The sequence below is a fragment of the Clostridium sp. SGI.024 genome (genome assembly GCF_050315195.1).
In the GTDB taxonomy this organism is placed as follows: Bacteria; Bacillota; Clostridia; order Clostridiales; family Clostridiaceae; genus Clostridium.
Map to the genome: position 1 here is coordinate 1 of NZ_JBNPON010000037.1, position 21,211 is coordinate 21,211.

At 28.6% G+C, this 21,211-nt stretch carries 18 protein-coding genes; 3 read left to right on the plus strand and 15 right to left on the minus strand.

Annotated elements, in window-relative coordinates; all coding sequences use genetic code 11:
* The first annotated feature begins 10 nt into the window (after positions 1-10).
* Together ACQRD5_RS10890 and ACQRD5_RS10895 are read left to right on the plus strand one after the other, a co-directional pair.
* Entirely contained in the window at positions 11-151 is a 141-nt protein-coding gene (locus tag ACQRD5_RS10890; RefSeq protein WP_294169229.1) for an SDR family NAD(P)-dependent oxidoreductase, read from the plus strand.
* On the plus strand, positions 142-417 hold the full coding sequence (locus ACQRD5_RS10895; protein WP_294169233.1) for an SDR family oxidoreductase: 276 nt from the start codon (positions 142-144) through the stop codon (positions 415-417). The genes ACQRD5_RS10890 and ACQRD5_RS10895 overlap by 10 nt, the downstream gene beginning before the upstream one ends.
* A gap of 168 nt (positions 418-585) precedes the next feature.
* Here ACQRD5_RS10895 and ACQRD5_RS10900 read toward each other — a convergent pair whose 3' ends face one another.
* The 14 genes from ACQRD5_RS10900 to ACQRD5_RS10965 all read right to left on the minus strand — a co-directional run bounded on the left by ACQRD5_RS10900 (position 586) and on the right by ACQRD5_RS10965 (position 17,594).
* Complete coding sequence (locus tag ACQRD5_RS10900; RefSeq protein ID WP_320901659.1) at positions 586-1,965, minus strand: hypothetical protein; 1,380 nt, start codon at positions 1,963-1,965, stop codon at positions 586-588.
* A 175-nt stretch (positions 1,966-2,140) separates the two neighbouring features.
* Positions 2,141-3,667 carry a 2,3-bisphosphoglycerate-independent phosphoglycerate mutase gene (gene gpmI / locus ACQRD5_RS10905; RefSeq protein ID WP_320901661.1) on the minus strand — a complete coding sequence of 509 codons (1,527 nt, stop codon included), beginning with the start codon at positions 3,665-3,667 and terminating at the stop codon, positions 2,141-2,143.
* A 305-nt stretch (positions 3,668-3,972) separates the two neighbouring features.
* Positions 3,973-4,719, minus strand: a complete 747-nt coding sequence (gene tpiA / locus ACQRD5_RS10910; protein ID WP_294167679.1) for a triose-phosphate isomerase — start codon at positions 4,717-4,719, stop codon at positions 3,973-3,975.
* A gap of 171 nt (positions 4,720-4,890) precedes the next feature.
* On the minus strand, positions 4,891-6,069 hold the full coding sequence (locus tag ACQRD5_RS10915; protein WP_294167677.1) for a phosphoglycerate kinase: 1,179 nt from the start codon (positions 6,067-6,069) through the stop codon (positions 4,891-4,893).
* 143 nt (positions 6,070-6,212) lie between these two features.
* Entirely contained in the window at positions 6,213-7,211 is a 999-nt protein-coding gene (gap, locus tag ACQRD5_RS10920; RefSeq protein ID WP_294167673.1) for a type I glyceraldehyde-3-phosphate dehydrogenase, read from the minus strand.
* Positions 7,212-7,263: 52 nt separating this feature from the next.
* Positions 7,264-8,301, minus strand: a complete 1,038-nt coding sequence (locus tag ACQRD5_RS10925) for a sugar-binding transcriptional regulator (protein WP_294167671.1) — start codon at positions 8,299-8,301, stop codon at positions 7,264-7,266.
* 226 nt (positions 8,302-8,527) lie between these two features.
* Positions 8,528-9,910, minus strand: coding sequence for an RNA polymerase factor sigma-54 (rpoN, locus tag ACQRD5_RS10930; protein WP_320627441.1), 1,383 nt, complete (start codon positions 9,908-9,910; stop codon positions 8,528-8,530).
* 208 nt (positions 9,911-10,118) lie between these two features.
* Positions 10,119-10,955 carry a DegV family protein gene (locus ACQRD5_RS10935; protein ID WP_294167667.1) on the minus strand — a complete coding sequence of 279 codons (837 nt, stop codon included), beginning with the start codon at positions 10,953-10,955 and terminating at the stop codon, positions 10,119-10,121.
* Between the two features lie 15 nt (positions 10,956-10,970).
* The gene (locus ACQRD5_RS10940; protein ID WP_294167663.1) at positions 10,971-11,432 is read right to left on the minus strand and encodes a tRNA (cytidine(34)-2'-O)-methyltransferase; all 462 of its coding nucleotides are present in this window, start codon (positions 11,430-11,432) and stop codon (positions 10,971-10,973) included.
* Positions 11,433-11,568: 136 nt separating this feature from the next.
* A complete protein-coding gene (locus ACQRD5_RS10945) occupies positions 11,569-12,405 on the minus strand; it encodes a Cof-type HAD-IIB family hydrolase (protein WP_294167659.1) in 837 nt (278 codons plus the stop codon).
* 220 nt (positions 12,406-12,625) lie between these two features.
* Positions 12,626-14,104 carry a VanW family protein gene (locus ACQRD5_RS10950; protein WP_294170520.1) on the minus strand — a complete coding sequence of 493 codons (1,479 nt, stop codon included), beginning with the start codon at positions 14,102-14,104 and terminating at the stop codon, positions 12,626-12,628.
* A gap of 191 nt (positions 14,105-14,295) precedes the next feature.
* Complete coding sequence (locus tag ACQRD5_RS10955; protein WP_427746800.1) at positions 14,296-15,237, minus strand: glycoside hydrolase family 25 protein; 942 nt, start codon at positions 15,235-15,237, stop codon at positions 14,296-14,298.
* A gap of 67 nt (positions 15,238-15,304) precedes the next feature.
* Entirely contained in the window at positions 15,305-16,891 is a 1,587-nt protein-coding gene (locus tag ACQRD5_RS10960) for a sensor histidine kinase (RefSeq protein ID WP_294170514.1), read from the minus strand.
* The gene (locus ACQRD5_RS10965; RefSeq protein WP_294170510.1) at positions 16,881-17,594 is read right to left on the minus strand and encodes a response regulator transcription factor; all 714 of its coding nucleotides are present in this window, start codon (positions 17,592-17,594) and stop codon (positions 16,881-16,883) included. The genes ACQRD5_RS10960 and ACQRD5_RS10965 overlap by 11 nt, the downstream gene beginning before the upstream one ends.
* 304 nt (positions 17,595-17,898) lie before the next feature.
* On the opposite strand from ACQRD5_RS10965, the gene ACQRD5_RS10970 reads away from it, so the two are divergent.
* Positions 17,899-18,918, plus strand: a complete 1,020-nt coding sequence (locus ACQRD5_RS10970) for a transposase-like zinc-binding domain-containing protein (RefSeq protein WP_294170507.1) — start codon at positions 17,899-17,901, stop codon at positions 18,916-18,918.
* Positions 18,919-19,031: 113 nt separating this feature from the next.
* Here the strand turns inward: ACQRD5_RS10970 and ACQRD5_RS10975 are convergent, their stop codons facing one another.
* Positions 19,032-21,131: a sodium-translocating pyrophosphatase gene (locus ACQRD5_RS10975; RefSeq protein ID WP_294170505.1), complete on the minus strand. Its 2,100-nt coding sequence runs from the start codon at positions 21,129-21,131 to the stop codon at positions 19,032-19,034.
* Positions 21,132-21,211: the final 80 nt, after the last annotated feature.

Consider the following 21,211-nt stretch of genomic DNA (forward strand, 5'->3'; position numbering starts at 1 on the left):
GGAGGATATTATGGCTCGTTTAAAAGGGAAAGTAGCAATAGTTACAGGGGGAAATTCTGGAGTAGGAGCTGCTACTGCACTATTACTTGCAAAAGAAGGTGCAAAGATGGTGTTGCTTATGTTTCATCAAAAGCTGCAATTATTGGTGTAACTAAGCATACAGCTTTACGTTTTGCAGGTACAAATATACGTTGTAACGTTGTATGTCCAGGAACAATTGTAACTCCAATGGTAGCACATATCAAGCCAGAGAACCTTGATAGAAATATGATGGGACAAATGGCTAAACATAGTGATTTATCTGTTAAACCATGTATGCCTGATGATGTGGCAAACATTATTTTATTTTTAGCAAGTGATGAATCTCGTTCAATTACAGGACAAACTATAGTTTCAGATTTTGGTAGTACTTTATAATTTATATGTTTTTGAATTATAATTTGTTAAAAAATAAATTTACTTAAAAATTTTAATGTGCATTTAATATCATTATATTAAAATTATCATTACATTTTATAAAATAAAAAAATATTTATCTAAGGGGCTGTTATACAGCCCAATTTTTTTAATTTAAATTGAAAGTAATCATTCTTTATCTTTTGTACTAAAAGTAACAACATGTTGTCTCATGTTATTGCTAAAGCTTAAATTTTGCTTTTCTATTTCAATATAAGGTACTCTAAAAGGATGGCTTAAATGCTTATAATTCACAATATTATTTCCTGCTATAATATTTTCATGAATATTTATTTTATAAAAAACATACCCTCTTTGATTAGTTGAATTATATGGATAATTTATAACTCCTGTAATTCTTTCTCCTTGACTTTCATAACCTAAGATATTCTTACCTATAATCACTCCTCCCTCTAATCTAGGTATACTAGCATAATAATCTCTATCTTCACTTTCATATAATAATCTTCCATTTATTAGTTCTAAAGGGCGGGAATTACCAATTTCAAACCCATCTTGCCAATAAGGTCCTTCATTTCCCCAATCAAAATATTCAATTGCATACATTTCATTATTCATAAGCTCAATAAAAATGCTTGTAACCTTAAAAGTATTCTTAGAATTATTGTTAAAGCTTAAATTGTCACTGAAACTTTGTATGTTTATTATATTTTTAAGAATAGCAATATCTTCATCCGCTATATCTTTAACTATATTTATCGGAACCCCACTATCTATTAATTTATTTCTAATACCAAATTCCTTTACAGGAGAAGTTTCAATAGAATCCAAATTGATATGATTAGAAAATACACAGCAAATTCCAACTACAAAAATACAACTTATAATATAAATAAACATAATAACTTCTTTATTTATAACTATTCTTTCTTTTACATATTTACATTTAACATTTTCAAGCTGATATCCTAATTTATTAATAGAACTAATACTATAAAAATAATAAATAACCATCGGAATAAATATAATCCAAATTCCACCTAAGCCTGTTATAACGAAGATAACAATTATAATCCTCCATATAATTAGACCTAAGATAGGATCTTTTCTAGAAATTATGTTTTCTTTTTTAAAAATACTATTTATACCTTTTCTAAATATAACAAGAAAGCTTATTTGAAATACTGTTGATAAAGCTGCCAAAACGATAATATTTTCCTTATTAACATTTAAAGGTGTGTTTACATATATTAAACTCAATACATTAAATATTAAATTTACTATTGAGAAAATGCTTGCTTTATAAAATGATTTATTTTCATTTTTTAAATTCCGAAATCCTAAATATAAAAACACAGCTCCAAAACTAGGTAATATATATTGTAGCCATAAAAATTTAAAAGTTATTAAAGTAAACATAAATCCAAATGCAATATATTTAATAGATTCATGCCAAAAATCTTTAGTTTCTTTCTCATTTAAGATATATGGAAATTCTTTTAAATTTCCTTCATCAAAATTTCTTAATTCATTATTTTTTTCCTTCATATCTAGCTCCTTTTTTATTTATTTAAACTTTTTATATATTTTAAATACTATTTATTTCAAAATTATACCACATTTAAAAATATATAATTATCCAATTTTCTTTATAATAAAAAAACGCAGCTATTAGCTGCGTTCCAAAATTAACTATTACCTCTTACTTATTAACTATTACCTATTATTTATTTACTATTAAACATTCTCCAGTCATTTCAGATGGTGCTTCAAGACCCATTTCATTTAACATAGTAGGTGCTATATCGGCTAGCTTACCTTCTTTTAATGTTCTACCTTCTGTGTTATTTGATACCCATACAAATGGAACTGGATCTGTTGTATGAGCTGTAAATGGATTTCCTGTTGAATAGTCTATCATTATTTCTGCATTACCATGGTCAGCAGTTATAAATAATGTACCATCCTTTTCTAATATCTTATCTGCAACTCTTCCTAAACATTCATCTACAGTTTCTATAGCCTTAACAGCTGCTTCCATTACTCCTGTATGACCAACCATATCTGGGTTAGCATAGTTTAATATTATCATATCATAAGTATCTGAATCTATTCTCTTAATTAATTCATCAGTTACTTCATAAGCACTCATTTCTGGTTTTAAATCGTAAGTTGCAACCTTTGGTGATGCTATTAAAGCTCTATCTTCTCCAGCATATTCTTTTTCAACACCACCGTTAAAGAAGAATGTTACGTGAGCATATTTTTCTGTTTCAGCAATTCTTAATTGTTTTAATCCCTTATTTGAAACATATTCACCTAAAGTATTATTTATACTTTGTGGTCTATATGCAACTTCAACACCTTCTAAAGTTTTGTCATATTGAGTCATTGTAACAAATGTTAAGTTTAATGTTTCTCTATTAAATCCAGTAAATTCTTTATCATTAATAGCTCTAGTTATTTCTCTAGCTCTATCTGGTCTAAAGTTAAAGAATATTACAGAGTCTCCATTCTTAATCATTCCATCTTTATCTATTACAGCTGGTAAAACAAATTCATCTGTCTTATTGTCATTATATGACTTTTCCATAGCTTCAACTGCGCATGCTGCTACTTCACCATTTCCGTTTACCATAGCATTATAAGCAAGTTCAACTCTTTCCCATCTGTTATCTCTATCCATAGCATAGTATCTACCTGATATAGTAGCTATTTTACCTACACCAATTTCTTTCATGTATTCTTCAAGTTCAATTACAAAATCCTTACCTGATGATGGTGGAACATCTCTACCATCCATAAATGCATGAACATATACCTTTTGTAATCCTGATTCTTTAGCTAAATTTAATAATCCCTTTAAGTGATCAATATGTGAGTGAACTCCACCATCTGATAATAATCCCATTAAGTGAAGTGCAGCATTATTTTCTTTAGCATTATTCACTGCTAAAGTTAATGCTTCATTCTTGAAAAATCCACCATCTTCAATTTCTTTAGTTATTCTAGTTAATTCTTGATATATAATTCTTCCAGCACCAATATTTAAATGTCCTACTTCTGAGTTACCCATTTGTCCATCTGGTAATCCAACAAACATTCCACTTGCTTGTAATTGTGTGTTTGGATATTGTGCCATTAATCTATCAAAATTTGGTTTATGTGCTGTTTCAACAGCGTTTCCATCTGATTTTGGAGCTATTCCAAATCCATCTAATATCATTAACATTACAGGTTTCTTCGCCATAATTCCCTCCAAGTTTTCATCTATATTTGAAATTACATTGACAATATTATTTACAATAAAAAAACATTTATATTTTTAAAATCTTTTCATAAGTTGCTAAATTTCTAACTTTATTTAAACAGTTTATATTTTAAATATTACCACAACTTATTTAATATTATCTTTCTTTAATTTCATATTTATTATACTATATTTAATTTAAATAAACAATAAATGTACTTATTAGTTAAACCTTTGCAGTAAAAATATTTTAATAATAATTATTACCTAATAAAAAGAGGCTGTAGAAACAGCCCCTTAATTAATTAAAAGTTAACTATTTGTGAGAAATCAGCTGGAACTAAGCTAGCACCACCAACTAAAGCTCCATCTATATCTGACATAGCCATTTGATCTTTAATTGTATTTGGCTTAACTGATCCACCATATTGAATTCTTACTTTATCAGCTACTTCTTGGCCAAACATTTCAGCTACTACATTTCTTATAGCCTTTATTGTTTCGTTAGCTTGTTCATTAGTAGCAGTTTTACCTGTTCCTATAGCCCAGATTGGTTCGTAAGCAATTACAACTTTTTCAGCTAATTCCTTTGATAATCCTTCTAAATCAGCTTTAATTTGAGCTCCAACAACTTCATTAGTTGTTCCATTTTCTCTTTGCTCTAAGCTTTCACCACAGCAAAGAATTGGAGTTAAATTATGAGCAAATGCCGCCTTAACTTTCTTGTTTAAAGCTTCATCAGTTTCATTGAAGTATTCTCTTCTTTCACTATGTCCTAAAACAACATAGCTAACTCCCATTGCTTCTAACATTCCTGGAGCAACTTCTCCAGTGAAAGCTCCTTTTTCTTCAAAGTGCATATTTTGAGCAGCAACTTTTATGTTTGATCCTTCTACTGCTTTTAATACAGCATCTAAACAAACAAAAGTAGGGCATACTACAACCTCACATGTTGCATTAGCTACTAATGGCTTTAATTCTTCTACAACTTTTACAGCTTCTGCTGGAGTATAATGCATCTTCCAGTTTCCCGCTATTATTGGTTTTCTCATCTAAATCACCTCTTATTTAAATTAAGAATGAAGAATTAAGAGTGAAAATTTAATGAAATTATTCAACAAAGTTGAATAATAAAAATAATTTCATAACTCTACCTAAGTGGAGTTATTTCCTTAATTCTACATTCTATATTATTAATTTTACATTTTACAAATAGGTTTATCCTATTTGTTATTAAGTGCTTCTATTCCTGGTAAAGCCTTACCTTCTAAGAATTCTAGAGAAGCTCCACCACCTGTTGAGATGTGTGTCATCTTATCTCCAAATCCTAAGATATTAACAGCTGCAGCTGAGTCTCCTCCACCGATAACTGTTGTTGCATCTGCATCAGCCATAGCCTTAGCAACTGCGATTGTTCCTTTATTGAAGTTTTCGAATTCGAACACTCCCATTGGTCCATTCCATATAACTGTTTTAGCATCTTTAATTGCATCTGCATATAATGCTTCAGTCTTAGGTCCGATATCTAATCCCATGCTTCCTGCTGGTATGTTTTGATCTTCTGTAACTACTGCTTCTACATCTTTGAATTCTGTAGCAACTCTGTGGTCAACTGGTAATAAGAACTTAACTCCCTTTGCAGCTGCTTTTTCAATCATTTCTTTAGCATATTCAATTCTATCTGCTTCTACTAAAGATGATCCTACTTCATATCCTTGAGCCTTTAAGAATGTGTAAGCCATTCCACCACCGATTATTAATGTATCAACTTTTTCTAATAAGTTGTTTATTACAGCTATCTTATCTGAAACCTTAGCTCCACCTAATATAGCAACGAATGGTCTAACTGGATTGTTAACAGCTTCTCCTAAGAATTTTAATTCTTTTTGAATTAAGTATCCACATACAGCTGTATCTAAGAATTCAGTAACTCCAACTGTTGAACAGTGTGCTCTGTGGGCAGTACCAAATGCATCATTTACAAATATATCAGCTAAAGAAGCTAATTCTTTTGAGAATGTTTCAACATTCTTAGTTTCTTCTTTTCTACATCTTGTGTTTTCTAATAAAACAACATCTCCATCTTTCATTGCTTCTACAGCAGCTCTAGCATTAGCTCCTACAACTTCTTCATCTCTTGCAAATACTACTTCTTTATCAAGCATTTCGCTTAATCTCTTAGCAACTGGAGCTAATGATTTAGATGCATCTTTTCCTAAGTGTGAACAAAGGATAACTCTTGCACCATTGTTTATTAAGTATTGTATTGTTGGTAATGCACCATTTAATCTGTTTTCATCAGTTATAACTCCATCCTTTAGTGGAACATTGAAGTCACATCTTACTAAAACCTTTTTACCTTTAACATCTATATCTTCGATAGTTTTCTTATTAAAGCTCATTGATTTCACCTCTTAAATTTATTTTTATATTTATAAAAACCGAAACTATTTGCTTAATTTAAAATTGGTCTGGCCTCATAGATTTTCTATAAAACCAGACCAAATTTTATTACTTAACTTTAAATATTTACTTAACTATTTAATTATCTAGTTACGAAGTATTTTAAAGTTCTGATTAATTGGTTAGTGTATGACATTTCATTGTCGTACCAAGCAGCAACTTTAACTAATTGCTCATCACCAACTGTCATAACTTTTGTTTGAGTTGCATCAAATAATGAACCGAAAGTGATTCCGATTACGTCTGATGAAACTATTTCGTCTTCAGTGTAACCAAATGATTCGTTAGCAGCAGCTTTCATAGCAGCGTTGATTTCTTCAACTGTAGCTTTCTTGTCTAAAGTTACAACTAATTCAGTTAATGAACCAGTAACAACTGGAACTCTTTGAGCACCACCATCTAATTTTCCTTTTAATTCTGGAATAACTAAACCAATTGCTTTAGCAGCTCCAGTTGAGTTTGGAACGATGTTAGCAGCAGCAGCTCTACCTCTTCTTAAATCGCCTTTTCCGTGAGGACCATCTAATGTGTTTTGGTCATTAGTGTAAGCGTGGATAGTTGTCATAAATCCTTTTTGGATTCCGAACTTATCGTTTAATACTTTAGCCATTGGAGCTAAGCAGTTTGTAGTACATGAAGCACCTGAAATTACAGTTTCAGTACCATCTAATATATCATTATTTACGTTGAATACAACTGTCTTTAAATCTCCAGTTGCAGGAGCTGAAATAACAACCTTTTTAGCACCAGCTTGTAAGTGTAAACCTGCTTTTTCTTGAGAAGTAAAGAATCCTGTACATTCTAAAACTACGTCAACGTTTAATTCTTTCCATGGTAAGTCAGCAGGATTTCTTTCTGCAGTAACTTTTATTTCTTTTCCATTAACTACGAAAGCTCCTTCTTTAACTTCGATTTCTCCGTTGAATCTTCCTTGTGAAGAATCATATTTGAATAAGTGAGCTAAAGTCTTAGCATCAGTTAAGTCATTGATTGCTACCACGTTGAATTCTGGGTTTTCAATCATTAATCTTAATGCTAATCTTCCTATTCTTCCAAAACCATTAATTGCTACATTTACCATTTGCAATTACCTCCTAAAAATAGTTATATTTAAAATTTTAAAAATTTTAAGCTTATTTATTGTGTTCTTTAATATATTCCACAATTTTTCTGCCAGCTGCTTCGTCTGTTACTAGAACCGCATTGTGATTATTCATCATGGTTGCAATAATAGCATCAACTTTATTTTCCCCAGCTGCCACAGCAATATGTGTGTTAATTTTTCTTGCTTCATTAATATTTATTCCAATAGAAGTATTTTCTGATACAACCTTTGAGTCTTTATTAAAATAGCATCCAAAGGCTTCACCAACAGCTCCAAGTTCTTTTAACTTATCATATTCTTCCTTTGAAACGTCTCTTTTTTCAGCCATTACTAATGCTTCACCAATACCATATATTAATATATCTGCTTTGTGTATATTATCTATTACTTCTTTTATTTCTTTTTCCTTTAATAAAGTATCTAAAAGACTTAAACTAAGATTTTCTGGAATATGAAGCAATTTATAAGAACCATTTAATTTTTTTGCTAAAGATGCAGCTAAAGTGTTTGCCTGTATTTCAACCTTTCTTCCCATACCACCTCTTGCAGGAACTACTAGTACATTTGAAAGATTGCTCATTTTAGGTACTGCTTCTACAAACTCTTTAATTGTATTGCCACCTGTTAAAGCTATTATGTTATTATCTCTTATTATAGATTTTAAGTAATTTGCTGTAGCTTTACCAATATCTTTTAATATGCTCTTATTTTTCTTTACATCTCCTGGAACAATTACTACATCTTTTAGTCCAAGGAAAGACTTTATATTTTTTTCTATATCTGATAGTCCTTTTATTTCGTGTATAAAATCTTTTAATTTATCCACTACTTCTTGTCCTTCTTCTGTTACTGTCATCCCCGGAGTATTGATATCAATTAAATTTTGAGACTTTAAAAAGTTTATTTCACTTCTTACTATTCTTTCACTTAAATCTAATTGATTTGCTAAAACTCGTCTTCCGATTGGTTGATTATAATATATAGTCCTAAGTATACTATATCTCTTATCAAGGACTTCTACAAGTTCAGGAACTATTTTTTTTTGTAATGACAATATTTCCTGCACAGTCAACCCTCCTTTGGTCTAAAAAAGTCCCGCGTATTATTAAAATGTCCCACAAATATTATTATAAAACACTTCTATGAATTTTAAAAGTATTTTCTTTAAAAATTCCCAAAAGTTTTTACAAAATTTTATTATATTCCCTTTAAAGAGGAAAGTTATAATAATAACTTTTTATAAATTTGACTTTCCTCTTATATATATTTTATTTTATTCTATTATTTTTATTTTATTCTATTCTTTTTCTTTTACTTGATGATTTTATTTGAAGTTCTTCTCTATACTTAGCAACTGTTCTTCTTGATATATTTAAATTATTTTCATTTAATTTATCGCATATTGATTGATCTGATAATGGCTTTTTCTTATCCTCTTCATCAATCATTGCTTTTATTTGTTTTTTGATATTTATTACTGAAACTTCTTCTCCAATACTTTTATTTACACTTAATCCAGTAGTAAATAAATCCTTTATTTTTATAGTTCCAAAACTAGTTAATATATACTTTTCCTTAACAGCTCTACTAACAGTAGATTCATGAACCCCAATCATTTCTGCCATATCTTTTAATGTCATTGGCTTTAAATATTTTTGGCCTTTATCAAAATACTCCTTTTGATTTTCAACAATTTTTTCTAATATCTTTAGTAAAGTACTTTTTCTTTGCTCAATACTTTTAATTAAAAACATTGCACTATTTAGTTTTTCTTTTACATAATTTTCAGTATTTTTATCTTCTTTGTTATTTAATGCATCTTTGTATATATTACTAATGGATAATCTCGGTATAACACCTTCATTCATAATAACAAAGTACTCACCATCTATTTTTCTAATAGCTGCGTCAGGAATTATATACTTAACATCCTCCCCAGTATAAAATCCTCTTGAAGGTTTTGGTTCTAATTTTTTTATTATATCTCCTAGATCTTGTGCTTCTTTAGGAGTTATTTTTAATTTTTTTGCTATTTCATTAAACTTATTATCTGCAATTAAATCTAGATATTTATCAATAATTATTTCTAAATTATCATCTAACCTTCCTTTTTTTATTAATTGTATCTTTAGACATTCCTTTAAATCTCTAGCTCCTATACCATCTGGTTCTAAATCTTGCAATATTTCTAAGGCTTCTTTTCCTAATTCTAAAGAAATATTTAATTCACAACATATTTCTTCTAGAGGCATGTCCAAATATCCTTTATTATCTAAACTTTCTATCATATATGATACAATAGCTTTCTTATATTCATCTTCTTCACTTTCTATTAGCTGCTCCTTTAAATATTCAGTAAGGGATTCCTTATCAGAAATAAAATTAAAGGGTGAAACATCATCTTCCTTATTATACTCTCCATAGCTTTGTGAACCATAATTATCAAATTCTAAGTACTTAATCATTTCTTTATAATCAATTTTATCTTCATATTTTTTATCATCTTGAAGTAAATCAAAATCTCCTTCAAGAAGTGGATTTTCTAAAAATTCATTTTCAATATATTCTCTTAAATCGTAAGTTGACATTTGTAATAGTTTTATTGAAAGTTGCATTTGTTGAGTCATTATTAGCCTTTGTTCTTGAGCAAGATTCAAATTAAAATCTAATTTCATAAGTATCACCTTCATTCACTAAACTACATCTCTACAGTTAGTAATTATTCTTTTCTTTACCAATAGTATAATATTTAAGTAAACGTTATATCAAGTGCAAAAGACTTTTTTATTTTTATATAAAAATAAGGAGCTGCATAAACAGCTCCAAACTAAATTGTATAAAACATATTATTTTATTATTAATATAAATAAATATAATTTCTAATTATTTAGTTACAAAAAATAATCCACATGCTCCAAGTCCAGAGTGAATACCAACTGCACAACCTGGAGTGGTTTCTATATATTTAATATTATTTTCATCTAAATAGCTTTTTAATTCACTTTTAATTTCTGGACTACCTATTTCTATTATCATAACAGGTTCATTTTTATCCACATCAGAATTTTCATATTCAGAAATAATTTTCTTAATTACTTTTTTATTTCCTCTTGTTTTATCTTTTGCAACCATCATTCCATCTTCAAAGCCTATTATAACTCTAAGACCTAATGCTGTTCCAATTACTCCTGCTGTCTTTGAAATCCTTCCACCTCTAACTAGATTCTCCAAGGATTCAAAGCATAGTGATGCCTTCATTTTAGGTATCATTTTTTCAATTTCTACTTTTATTTCTTCTGGGCTTAACCCCTTATCTCTAAGCTCACAAGCTTTTAATACAAAAAATCCTTGTGCAGATGTTATAACTTGTGTATCTATTATTGTTATATCATCTGATTCTACCATTTCTTTTGCTATACATGCAGAATTATATGTTCCACTCATATTTGATGACATAAGTACTGCTACAACTTTATATCCTTCATCTAAAGCTTTTCTAAAGTATTCTTCAAACCTATTTGGTGTAATCTGTGCAGTAGTTGGTAAAACTCCTTCTTTTTCAATTTTATCCAACATTTCTTCTAAATTAATTTCTTCTCTATCTACATAACTTTTATCTCCAAAATTAATTAATACTGGTAAAATATCAATTTTATTCTTTTCAATTAACTCTTCTGGAATATCTAAACAACTATCTGTCAAAATTTTAATTTTTTCCATTCTTATTCCCCCTAATTATTTCATTTCAGGAAAACCAATTTGCCTTAAAGCTTCATAGGCAATTATTGCTACTGTATTAGAAAGATTTAAGCTTCTTGTGCTTGTTTTTATCATTGGGACTCTTATTCCTTCGTGTGCATTGTGTACTTCTTCTGGAACTCCTGATGATTCTCTTCCAAACATTATAAAGTCTCCTTCTTTAAAAGAAACCTCATCATAATGTTCACCACCATGAGTTGTTGCTAAATATATTTTTTTGTCCCCATATTTTCTCATAAAATCTTCATAGCTTTCATGGATTTCAAGTTTTAATTCACTCCAATAATCTAATCCAGCTCTCTTTACTTGTTTATCATCTATCTTAAACTTCATTGGTTTAATTAAATGTAATGTTGAATTAGTTAAAACACAAGTTCTTGCAATATTACCTGTGTTTTGTGGAATTTCTGGTTGATATAGAACTATATTTAAATTCATATTATGACCTCCAACAAAAAAGTAAGATTTTATAACCTTACTTATTTAACACCTATTAAAAATAATACTATATGAAAACTCAATAGTCAAAGTCATTTATTATTTATCTCCATATTATTTTTATTAAACATTAAAATTAAACATTAAAAATTTTCTTTAATGCCTTTGCAACCCCATCTTCTTTATTTGTATCAGTAATATAGTCTGCTAGATTTTTAACTTCATCTATAGCATTGCCCATAGCTATTCCTAGGCCTGCGTATTCAATCATTGATATGTCGTTTTCATTGTCACCTATACATACTATTTCTTCTCTTTTGAAGCCATAATAATCTGCAAGAGCCTTTACAGCTCTCCCTTTAGATACACCTCTATTATTAATTTCTACACTTCTTGAACCTGAACCAAAGTAAACAACATCTTTCATATTATTAAGTTCTTTCTTTAAGTTAATAATTTTACTAGGTTTTGTTGAAAAAGCTATGCATTTTGTAATTTGTCCATTAGTTCTTTTGAAAAATGCTTTCCATTCTTCTAAATTTCGTATTATATGATATTTTATTTTTAAATTTTCAAACCCTACTTGCTTAGTCATATATAATTCAGTTCCAATTTTTGTAATTTTATTGCTACAATATATACTATCTAATGTATAAAAATGAAAGAAAAAACCCATTTTATACAACACTTCAATAAGCCTTATACATACATCCGTTTCTATAATGTTCTCATAAATAATTTCATTATTATTCTTCTCTCTAACAATTGCACCATTTGCTGCAATTACAGGTGACTTTACGCCTAGAAGGTGTGAATAATATGCTGCATTATTGTATATTCTTCCTGTTGTTACTACTATTTCAACACCTTTTTCATATACTTTTTTTATAACTTCCTTACTTTCTTTAGATATTTTCTTTCTCTTACCAAGTAAGGTTCCATCCATATCTATACAAACCATCTTGTACGTCATAAAAAAAACTCCTTTTATAATTTAATATATTATTTAATAATATTATTTGCTAAATTGTTCTACAATAATCTTAAGGGGAAATTTAAGCCAAAATACTTCTATAAAATAAAAACACTTTACAAAAAGTAAAATGTTTTTATTTTTGATAATATACAACACGAATAATAATTACTACTTAAATTTAGTATTTTTATTATTAATTTTGGCTTTCGGAATTATTTCATTGCTCTGTTGTTTGGTTTGATTCTTGGTTTGGTTTTTCAGAATTATTAGTTGAATCTTGAGGTTTTTGCGTTTCAGACTCTTCTTTCTTATCTTCCTCTTTTTTAGGTTCTTCCTTCTTCTTAGTACCCTTCTTAACAATAGTATCAGTTGTCATATAAATATCTGTTGCAATAAATTCTCTATTTATTTCAACTCCATTTTCATAAGTAACTTGATAGGAGCTTGCCTTATATCCTGGCATACCATACGATACCACTTTTTCTACTCCTTCTTCCATAGTTGAGTCTTCTTCATATTTCTTTTTAGGTTCATATTTTTCGTGAACTTCATTTACAAGTTCATAAGTTTTATTACCCATAGCTTCTACATTACCATATATAGAAAAGTTTACTATTCCTCCACTAACATATCCATTAATATATATTGGGAAATCATAAGTATTTACGAACTTGTAATCTACTACTCCATTAGCAACTGTAGCATCTAATCCTGGTTCAGAATATGAAACTGTTAAAGAGTGATTCAATCTTTCAGTTGATCTAATATTCGCTCTCATAATAGCTCTATATAAAGTTGTTGATACTTGACAGATACCACCACCATAATCAGGTACTACTTTATTTCCTACATAAGTATTAGCTTTTTCATATCCTTTATCTGGAGTTGTATCTCCAATTAAAGCATTATAACTGAATTCTTCTCCTGGCATAACTATAGTTCCACTAATTATTCCAGCAGCTATTTCCATATTTCTAACTCTGCCATCTCCAGTATTATTATAATGAGTGCTAAACTCACTAATTTTTCCTGTTATTTTCTCTAAATCAGTAGATTTAATATTAGCTTCTTGATCCTTTAATTCAAAAGTTAATTCTTGCTCATGATTTAAATTTCCGTTAATACTTTCAACTAATTTATTATGAAGTTCATCTTTATCTATAGTTTTACCTGCTTCTTCTTTAATAATTGATATATTACCTGAATTAATATTTATAGAAGCATTTTTAGGTTCAATATTAACTTCTTCTAAAACCTTATTTTCAAAAGCTATTAAAGCTTCTTGATCAAAATCAATCTTTGCATTTAATTCTATTGCCTTCTTGCCTTTTACTAAAGAATTTTTAGCAAATACACCTTTATCCTTACCATAATCTAAAGCTTCTTCTACTACAGCTTCAATATCATAAGTAGGTTTTAAAGTTTCATAGCTTAGCTCTAAACTTTTATCACCAACTAAAACCTTTAGCTTTTTGTCCATAATTATGCTTGGCAACTTTTCTTCTAATAATGCTATTGCTTCTTCTTTATTTAATCCACCTATGTTTACACCATAGACATTGATTTCTGGATAAATTTTATTTTCCCAAGTTGCAACTTTCTTATTAATTGAAAAGACATATCCTATAATTCCTACAATAACTAATAAAACTATAACAACTATAGCTATTAATGTATTCTTGTTTAATTTTTTCACTAGCCCCACTCCTTTCTAACTTGCCATAACAATTCATATGCCTATTTTATTATATTACATTTTTTAAACAAAATTAATATAAATATGAAAACAATATTTATTTTTTTTATGAAATAATTGCCACTTTCTATAGCAAGATAAAAAGATGAAAATTCTATTAATATCAGAATCTCCATCTTTCTCCATTAAACTTATACGGTTACCTTAGTTCTTACTTGAGATGTTTCACCATCATAATCAAAAGCTTCTATTGATATAGTTACTGGTACATTTGTCTTAACTGGAAGCTGCGATATCTTAATTTCAAAACTAGTATCCTCTTTATCAACAGTTCCTATCCAATAACCATTTTCAAAAATATTATAACCTAAAAGATCTGAATCAGTATTTTTACTCCAAGTAACTTTAAGCATTCCCCCTTCTTTTACTGCATTCAAGTTTCTTACTTGCTTTGGTTGCATCAAAAGATCTAAATTATCTGGTCCCCAATTAGCATCTACAGGATTACCAACTCCTTGAACTGTTTCACCTTCACTATACTGCCATATTCTCCATCTTTTCCAGCCACCTAAATCTGGTGGATATGGTGGATTAATTGGTACATTAGTATACATAGCTATCCATAAAGGCATACTTTTAAGAGGTTGACTTCCATCTGGCAATTTAAAATCATTATACAATTCTATAAAAAATGCCCCTGTATATAACATTAATCTTCTTCTAGTTTTTTTCTCAAAGCATTTCCTAAATCTTTCTATCCAATCTATTAATGCTTTTGTACTTATTTTATTATCTACAGGAAGTTCTACATCTAATACCGGTAATAAATCACCATAATTCTTATTACCAAATCCCTCCTGCAATATGTTAATAAAATCATTACATTGAGAATCCGCAGTAGTTAAGTCATAAGAAGGTACAGCAAAATGATAAGCACCTACTGGTATTCCATAATTTCTTGCTGATTTAGCATACTCTAAAAACTTTTTATCTACCCTAAATCTTCCAGAGCCAGAACCTGAAGATCTTATATATAAAAAGTCAATGTTAGTTGCTAAGGTTTGAAAATTAACATTTTGAGTGTATTCATTTATGTCTATTCCAAAAGTACTATTAGGATTTTTATTTTGCATTTTTCCTCCAAGAAAAATAATCTCTCTATTAGTTTATTAACTATCTTACTAAAGGTTACTTTAATATTTAATTAATACACTTTACCCTTATATAAAAACTTATATCATTACCTACAGATTCAGCCCATATTTCACCTTCATGTAGATTTATTATATTTTTTGATATTGCAAGGCCAAGTCCACTCCCCTTAACATTAGAGTTTCTTGCTTCATCTACCCTATAAAATCTATCAAATAATCTTTCAACCTTTTCTTTTGGTATGCTTTCTCCTTTATTCTTAATTACTATCGTAACATCCCCATCACTTTCAAAGGTAGATACTATAACTTTGCCTGGTTTATATGAATACTTTATTGCATTAGAAAATAAGTTTTCAAAAACTCTAACCATTTTACTTGCATCTATTTCTACTATAGATTTTTCATCTACAAATTCCTTAACTACTTCTATTTCATTTTCTTCAAATATAGGAATATATTCTTCTATAATTTGAGATAAAAACTCAACTATATTTACTTTATTTTTATCTAATACAATACCCTGATTATTAATCTTTGTGTATTCAAATAAATCTTCAATTAACTCTTTTAATTGGTTTGATTTATTAAAGGCAATATCTAGGTACTCTTTCATCATATTTTCATCTTCATACTTACCAGCTTTAATTAATCCTATATAACCCATTACTGAAGTAAGAGGCGTTCTTAAATCGTGGGAAACATTAGTTATAAGCTCACTCTTTGTCTTCTCAGCTCTTCTTTCCGATTCCATTCTCTCTTGTATTTCCGATGCCATATTATTAATATTTTCAGCTAGATTTTTAATTTCATCTTTTCCTTTTTCTTCTACTCTGTAAGATAAATCTCCACTAGAAATAAATCTAACTCCAGCTGCAATTTCCTCCAGATATTTCATTTTCTTATTTGTAACTATTATAAATATAGAAATAAACACAATTACTGATAAAATAAGAGCTAAAAATGAATTTGTATCAGTATAATATTCATATGAAATATATGGGCTTGGAACTTCATAATAAACAAGATATGCTCTATCACCATTTATATTAACTGGATATAAAAAGCTTCTTTCTGCCCCTTCATCTTGAACAGTATTACTTTTATCTAAAATAGTATATATATCTAGCTTATCTTGTCCATCTCCATTTACATTATAAAGAATCTTACCATCTAAATCAGTTAAATATATTTTTGCTTTTCCATTGTTAAATTTATTTAATACCTCCATTATAGCTTCTTTATCATCTAAACCTTTTATTCTATATGATTGAGCATTGTTATTATAATAATCTTCTTTTGAAATTAGTTCTCTAGCAATATAATTTGCCTTAGATTGAATTTCTTCTGAAGCATACTCAATTCTAGTAACAGTTCTATTTTTGGCAAGCATATTATTAGCAAATCCATAAAATAAAAATGAAGCAACAAAACATATTGCAAAAACAACCATAAGCTCAAATCGAATACTTTTTTCTATATTTTTCAATATCCAATCCAAAACTTCTCTAATCTTTAATCCAAGTCTTGAATTATAGGATTTATAAAATATCCTTATTAATAATTTTTTTAATCTTTTAAAAATACCAACCTTTTCTTTTTTTATTTTTTCCTTCTTATTTCTTCTACCTATCAATTTTATATCCTACCCCCCATACAGTCTTAATATATTTAGGGTTTCTAGGATCGTCTTCTATTTTTTCTCTAACCTTTCTTATATGTACCATAACTGTATTATCAGACTGCATAAAATCTTGTTTCCAAACACTATTGTATATATTTTCTATACTAAATACCTTCCCTCTATTTTCTCCGAGTAACACCAATATATCAAATTCAGTTGGAGTAAGTTTTATTTCCTTACCATCTTTGAATATTTCATGAGTTTCTAAGTTAACTATCAATTCATCTATTTCTAGTATATTTTCTTGCTTATTTTCCATTTCCAATTGTGATGTTAACCTATTAAACCTTTTATACCTCCTTAACTGGGACTTTACTCTAGCTACTAATTCTAATGGATTAAAAGGTTTTGTTAAATAATCATCTGCTCCTGTATTTAACCCTAAAATTTTATCCATATCTTCAGATTTAGCAGAAAGCATAATTATTGGCATTTCCCTTTGTTCCCTAATTTTCAAACATGCTTCTATACCATTAACTTTAGGCATCATTATATCTAAAATTATTAAATCAACATCATTTTCTTCTAAAAGTTTTAATGCTTCCTCACCATTTTCAGCTTTTATAGTTTCGTAATCTTCACCTTTTAAATATATATCTATTAAATCCCTTATTTCCTTCTCATCATCAACTATTAGTATTCTTTCTTTGCTCACAATATCAACTCCCCTTTAGTTCTAATATAAGTTTACCATACTCTAAACTTACATTTATATTTTAAAATATATATCTTAATAATAAGCCTAAAAATTTCTTAAAAAAAACTTAATACAACTAAAACAAACTGTATTTTAGCAGAATTTATATATTAATAGCAACTCTATAAGTAATACAAAAAACACTCATACTATGTTTTAAAAAGTTGTTGCTAAATAAAATCTCAAAAGATTATTTTCTATTATTTATGGCTATAATTCAAATATAATATCTAAATAAATAATTTTTAGGAGAGATTTTACTATGGAATACTGGATGAATATAGATAGCTTCAACTCTGACTATAATGACGAAGATCTTAATGTAGTTAATAAATACCAAAATCAGTTAACACTAATTGATATTTTAAAAGATGTAAAAATTAATAATTGCCCCCATTGTAATAGTAAAAATTTCATAAAGTATGGAAGATATAGAGGTGTTCAAAGATTTAGATGCACAAATGAGTTATGTAAAAAAACATTTTCATCAAAAACTAACACTTTATTTTATAATTCAAAAAAATCAATAAATACTTGGATTAAATATTTAATATTAATGAATAATGGTAAATCTCTTAGAGAATGTGCTTCAATATTAAAAATAAATTTAGCTACTTCTTTCTTTTGGAGACATAAAATATTAATTACTCAAATTAATAACAATTCTAAATGCCTTAAAAATTACGTTGAGGTAAGCAAAATAATAATTAAAGAAAACTTTAAAGGTAATAGATTTGCTAAATATAATAGAAAGGATAATATATTTATAGCTTGTGGAATGGATAGTAATAATACAATTATTTCAAAACCTATAAGTAGGTATACTATTTCAATACCAGCAATAACCAAAAATTTTGCTGCCAATTTTGATACAGATTCAATTATATCTGCATATAATGATAGATATTTTGATGTCTATGCTAAAAAGCATAATTCTTCTTCACTTCCTCTATCTAAAAATGCAATATTAAATTTAGTTGAGCAGCTAATAAATAATAAAATTATTAATAAAAGCACAGAAGATCTTATAAACATAAATAAGCATCTTCCTAATAATAGTATATTCATTCATAGCTTTTCTCTTAATATAAAAAGATGGCTCTTAAGATTTAGAGGAGTTGCAACAAAATACTTAGAAAATTATCTTAATTGGCATATTTTAGATTTTAGAAACAACTACAAGACCTATTTAATTAATCAAATAAAATTATTTAAAGAACAATTTATAAATACAATCTATATAAAAATCAAAGATTTTCCAAACTATAAAGTTGTCTATTAATAATCTTTTAACAACAACATTTTAAAACATATATTGATACTATTTAAACATACTACTAGTACTTTTATTTATGAAAAATGCCATACTTTAAAGTACAGCATTTTTCATATATATTATAAAGCCCCAAAAGCAAGTATTAGAGCCCCAAATACTATTGATACCATTGACATTAATTTTATTAATATATTTATGGATGGACCAGTTGTATCCTTAAATGGATCTCCTACTGTATCTCCAACTACTGCTGCTTTATGACAATCTGACCCCTTGCCTCCAAGAACTCCTGATTCAATATATTTTTTAGCATTATCCCAGGCTCCACCTGAGTTTGCCATCATTATTGCCATGACAAATCCTGTTACTGTTGATCCTGCAAGTAATCCTGCTACTCCATTTGGACCTAGAATTAAACCTACAATTACTGGAGTTGCTATTGCAATTATTGCTATTGTAACAAGTTCTTTTTGAGCAGATTTTGTACAAATATCTACGCAGGATTCGTAATCTGGTTCGCCTTTACCCTCCATAATTCCTGGTATTTCTTTAAATTGTCTTCTTACTTCTACTACTATCTTTGAAGCAGCTCGTCCTACTGCATCCATTGTCTTTGCTGAGAATAAGAAGGTTACCATTCCACCTATAAATAATCCTATAAGCACTTGTGGATTCAATACAGATAAATTAAATTCAAAATTAGATGTTCCACCTTTAACTATATTTTCTATTGACTCCTTATAAGCTGCTATAAATGCAAGGGCTGTTAATGCAGCTGAACCTATAGCAAAGCCTTTTCCTGTTGCTGCAGTTGTATTTCCTAAGGAATCTAAGGCATCTGTTCTCTTTCTAACTTCAGGATCTTGTTCAGACATTTCTGCAATTCCCCCAGCATTATCAGCAATTGGTCCATAAGCATCTGTTGCAAGGGTTATTCCTAATGTAGATAACATTCCAACTGCTGAAATTGCAATTCCATATAATCCTAAATTAAAATCATTGCTTCCACCTGATAAATTAAAGCTTACTAAGACTGATATTGCAACTATTATAACTGGAATTGCTGTGGATACCATTCCAAGAGAAAGTCCACCTATTATTATAGTTGCTGGCCCTGTTTTACTCATATCAGCTAATTTCTTAGTTGGCTTATAGCTATCTGAAGTATAGTATTCTGTAAATAAGCCTATTAACATACCTGTAAAAAGTCCTGATAGAATACTAAAATAAACTCCTATATTTTCTAAACCTAATAATTGTCTTACAATAAAGAAAGACCCTATAGCAACGATTATAGATGAAATGTAAGTCCCTCTTCTTAAAGCACTTAAAAGATTTTTTTGACTTGCATCTTCCTTTGCACTTACGAAGAAGCTTGAGAATATAGAAGCTACTACTCCTAATGTAGCAACTAATAAAGGAAGCATAACTCCATTTCTCGATAATCCAGCTGCTACCGCTAAAGCACAAGAAGATATTAATGAACCTATATAAGACTCATAAAGGTCAGCTCCCATTCCAGCTACGTCTCCTACATTGTCTCCAACATTATCTGCAATAACTGCAGGATTTCTTGGATCATCCTCCGGAATTCCAGCTTCTACCTTTCCTACCAAATCAGCACCTACATCTGCTGCCTTTGTAAAAATACCACCACCAACTCTAGCAAATAGAGCCATGGATGAAGCTCCAATACCAAAGGTTAATATATTATTTGTAACTTGTAATAATCTTTCTGCTTCTGATAAGTCTCTATAATACCAATCTAAAAATAAATATCCAACAGCTATATAAAGTAATCCTAGAGAAACTACTACTATTCCTATTATTGATCCACTCTTAAAAGAAATTTTTAATGCACCATTTAAGCTCTTCTTAGCAGCTGTAGTAGTTCTTGAATTTGCATTTGTTGCAACCTTCATTCCTATAAATCCTGTAAGGCCTGATAAGAATCCTCCAATAATAAAAGAAAAAGGCATAAATATTGAAACATACCCAAAAAAGCTCATAACTAAAAATATAAGAAACATTAATACAAAAAATATTGCTACTCCCTTATACTGTCTTTTTAAGTATGCATTTGCACCTTTTCTAATCTTAACAGAAATGCTCTTTACTTTTTCTTCCCCTTCATCTGCTTTCATAACTATTTTCCCTTGGTAAACACAAAAAAGTAAACCTAAAATTGAACCTAGTAGAACTAAAAAAATTAAATTCATAAAAATTCCTCCCATCTATATAAAATAAAAATTTAATAGCTTTACTCTATACTACACGTTAAAAATTTCAATAAATTAAT

What these genes read in the sequence shown, in the direction of transcription:
- rpoN (WP_320627441.1), bottom strand. Translation starts at nt 9,910, where the DNA reads ATGAAATTAGATTTTAATTTGAATCTTGCTCAAGAACAAAGGCTAATA.
- ACQRD5_RS10935 (WP_294167667.1), bottom strand. Translation starts at nt 10,955, where the DNA reads ATGGAAAAAATTAAAATTTTGACAGATAGTTGTTTAGATATTCCAGAA.
- ACQRD5_RS10900 (WP_320901659.1), bottom strand. Translation starts at nt 1,965, where the DNA reads ATGAAGGAAAAAAATAATGAATTAAGAAATTTTGATGAAGGAAATTTA.
- ACQRD5_RS10915 (WP_294167677.1), bottom strand. Translation starts at nt 6,069, where the DNA reads ATGAGCTTTAATAAGAAAACTATCGAAGATATAGATGTTAAAGGTAAA.
- ACQRD5_RS10975 (WP_294170505.1), bottom strand. Translation starts at nt 21,131, where the DNA reads ATGAATTTAATTTTTTTAGTTCTACTAGGTTCAATTTTAGGTTTACTT.
- tpiA (WP_294167679.1), bottom strand. Translation starts at nt 4,719, where the DNA reads ATGAGAAAACCAATAATAGCGGGAAACTGGAAGATGCATTATACTCCA.
- gpmI (WP_320901661.1), bottom strand. Translation starts at nt 3,667, where the DNA reads ATGGCGAAGAAACCTGTAATGTTAATGATATTAGATGGATTTGGAATA.
- gap (WP_294167673.1), bottom strand. Translation starts at nt 7,211, where the DNA reads ATGGTAAATGTAGCAATTAATGGTTTTGGAAGAATAGGAAGATTAGCA.
- ACQRD5_RS10940 (WP_294167663.1), bottom strand. Translation starts at nt 11,432, where the DNA reads ATGAATTTAAATATAGTTCTATATCAACCAGAAATTCCACAAAACACA.
- ACQRD5_RS10955 (WP_427746800.1), bottom strand. Translation starts at nt 15,237, where the DNA reads ATGCAAAATAAAAATCCTAATAGTACTTTTGGAATAGACATAAATGAA.
- ACQRD5_RS10890 (WP_294169229.1), top strand. Translation starts at nt 11, where the DNA reads ATGGCTCGTTTAAAAGGGAAAGTAGCAATAGTTACAGGGGGAAATTCT.
- ACQRD5_RS10970 (WP_294170507.1), top strand. Translation starts at nt 17,899, where the DNA reads ATGGAATACTGGATGAATATAGATAGCTTCAACTCTGACTATAATGAC.
- ACQRD5_RS10945 (WP_294167659.1), bottom strand. Translation starts at nt 12,405, where the DNA reads ATGACGTACAAGATGGTTTGTATAGATATGGATGGAACCTTACTTGGT.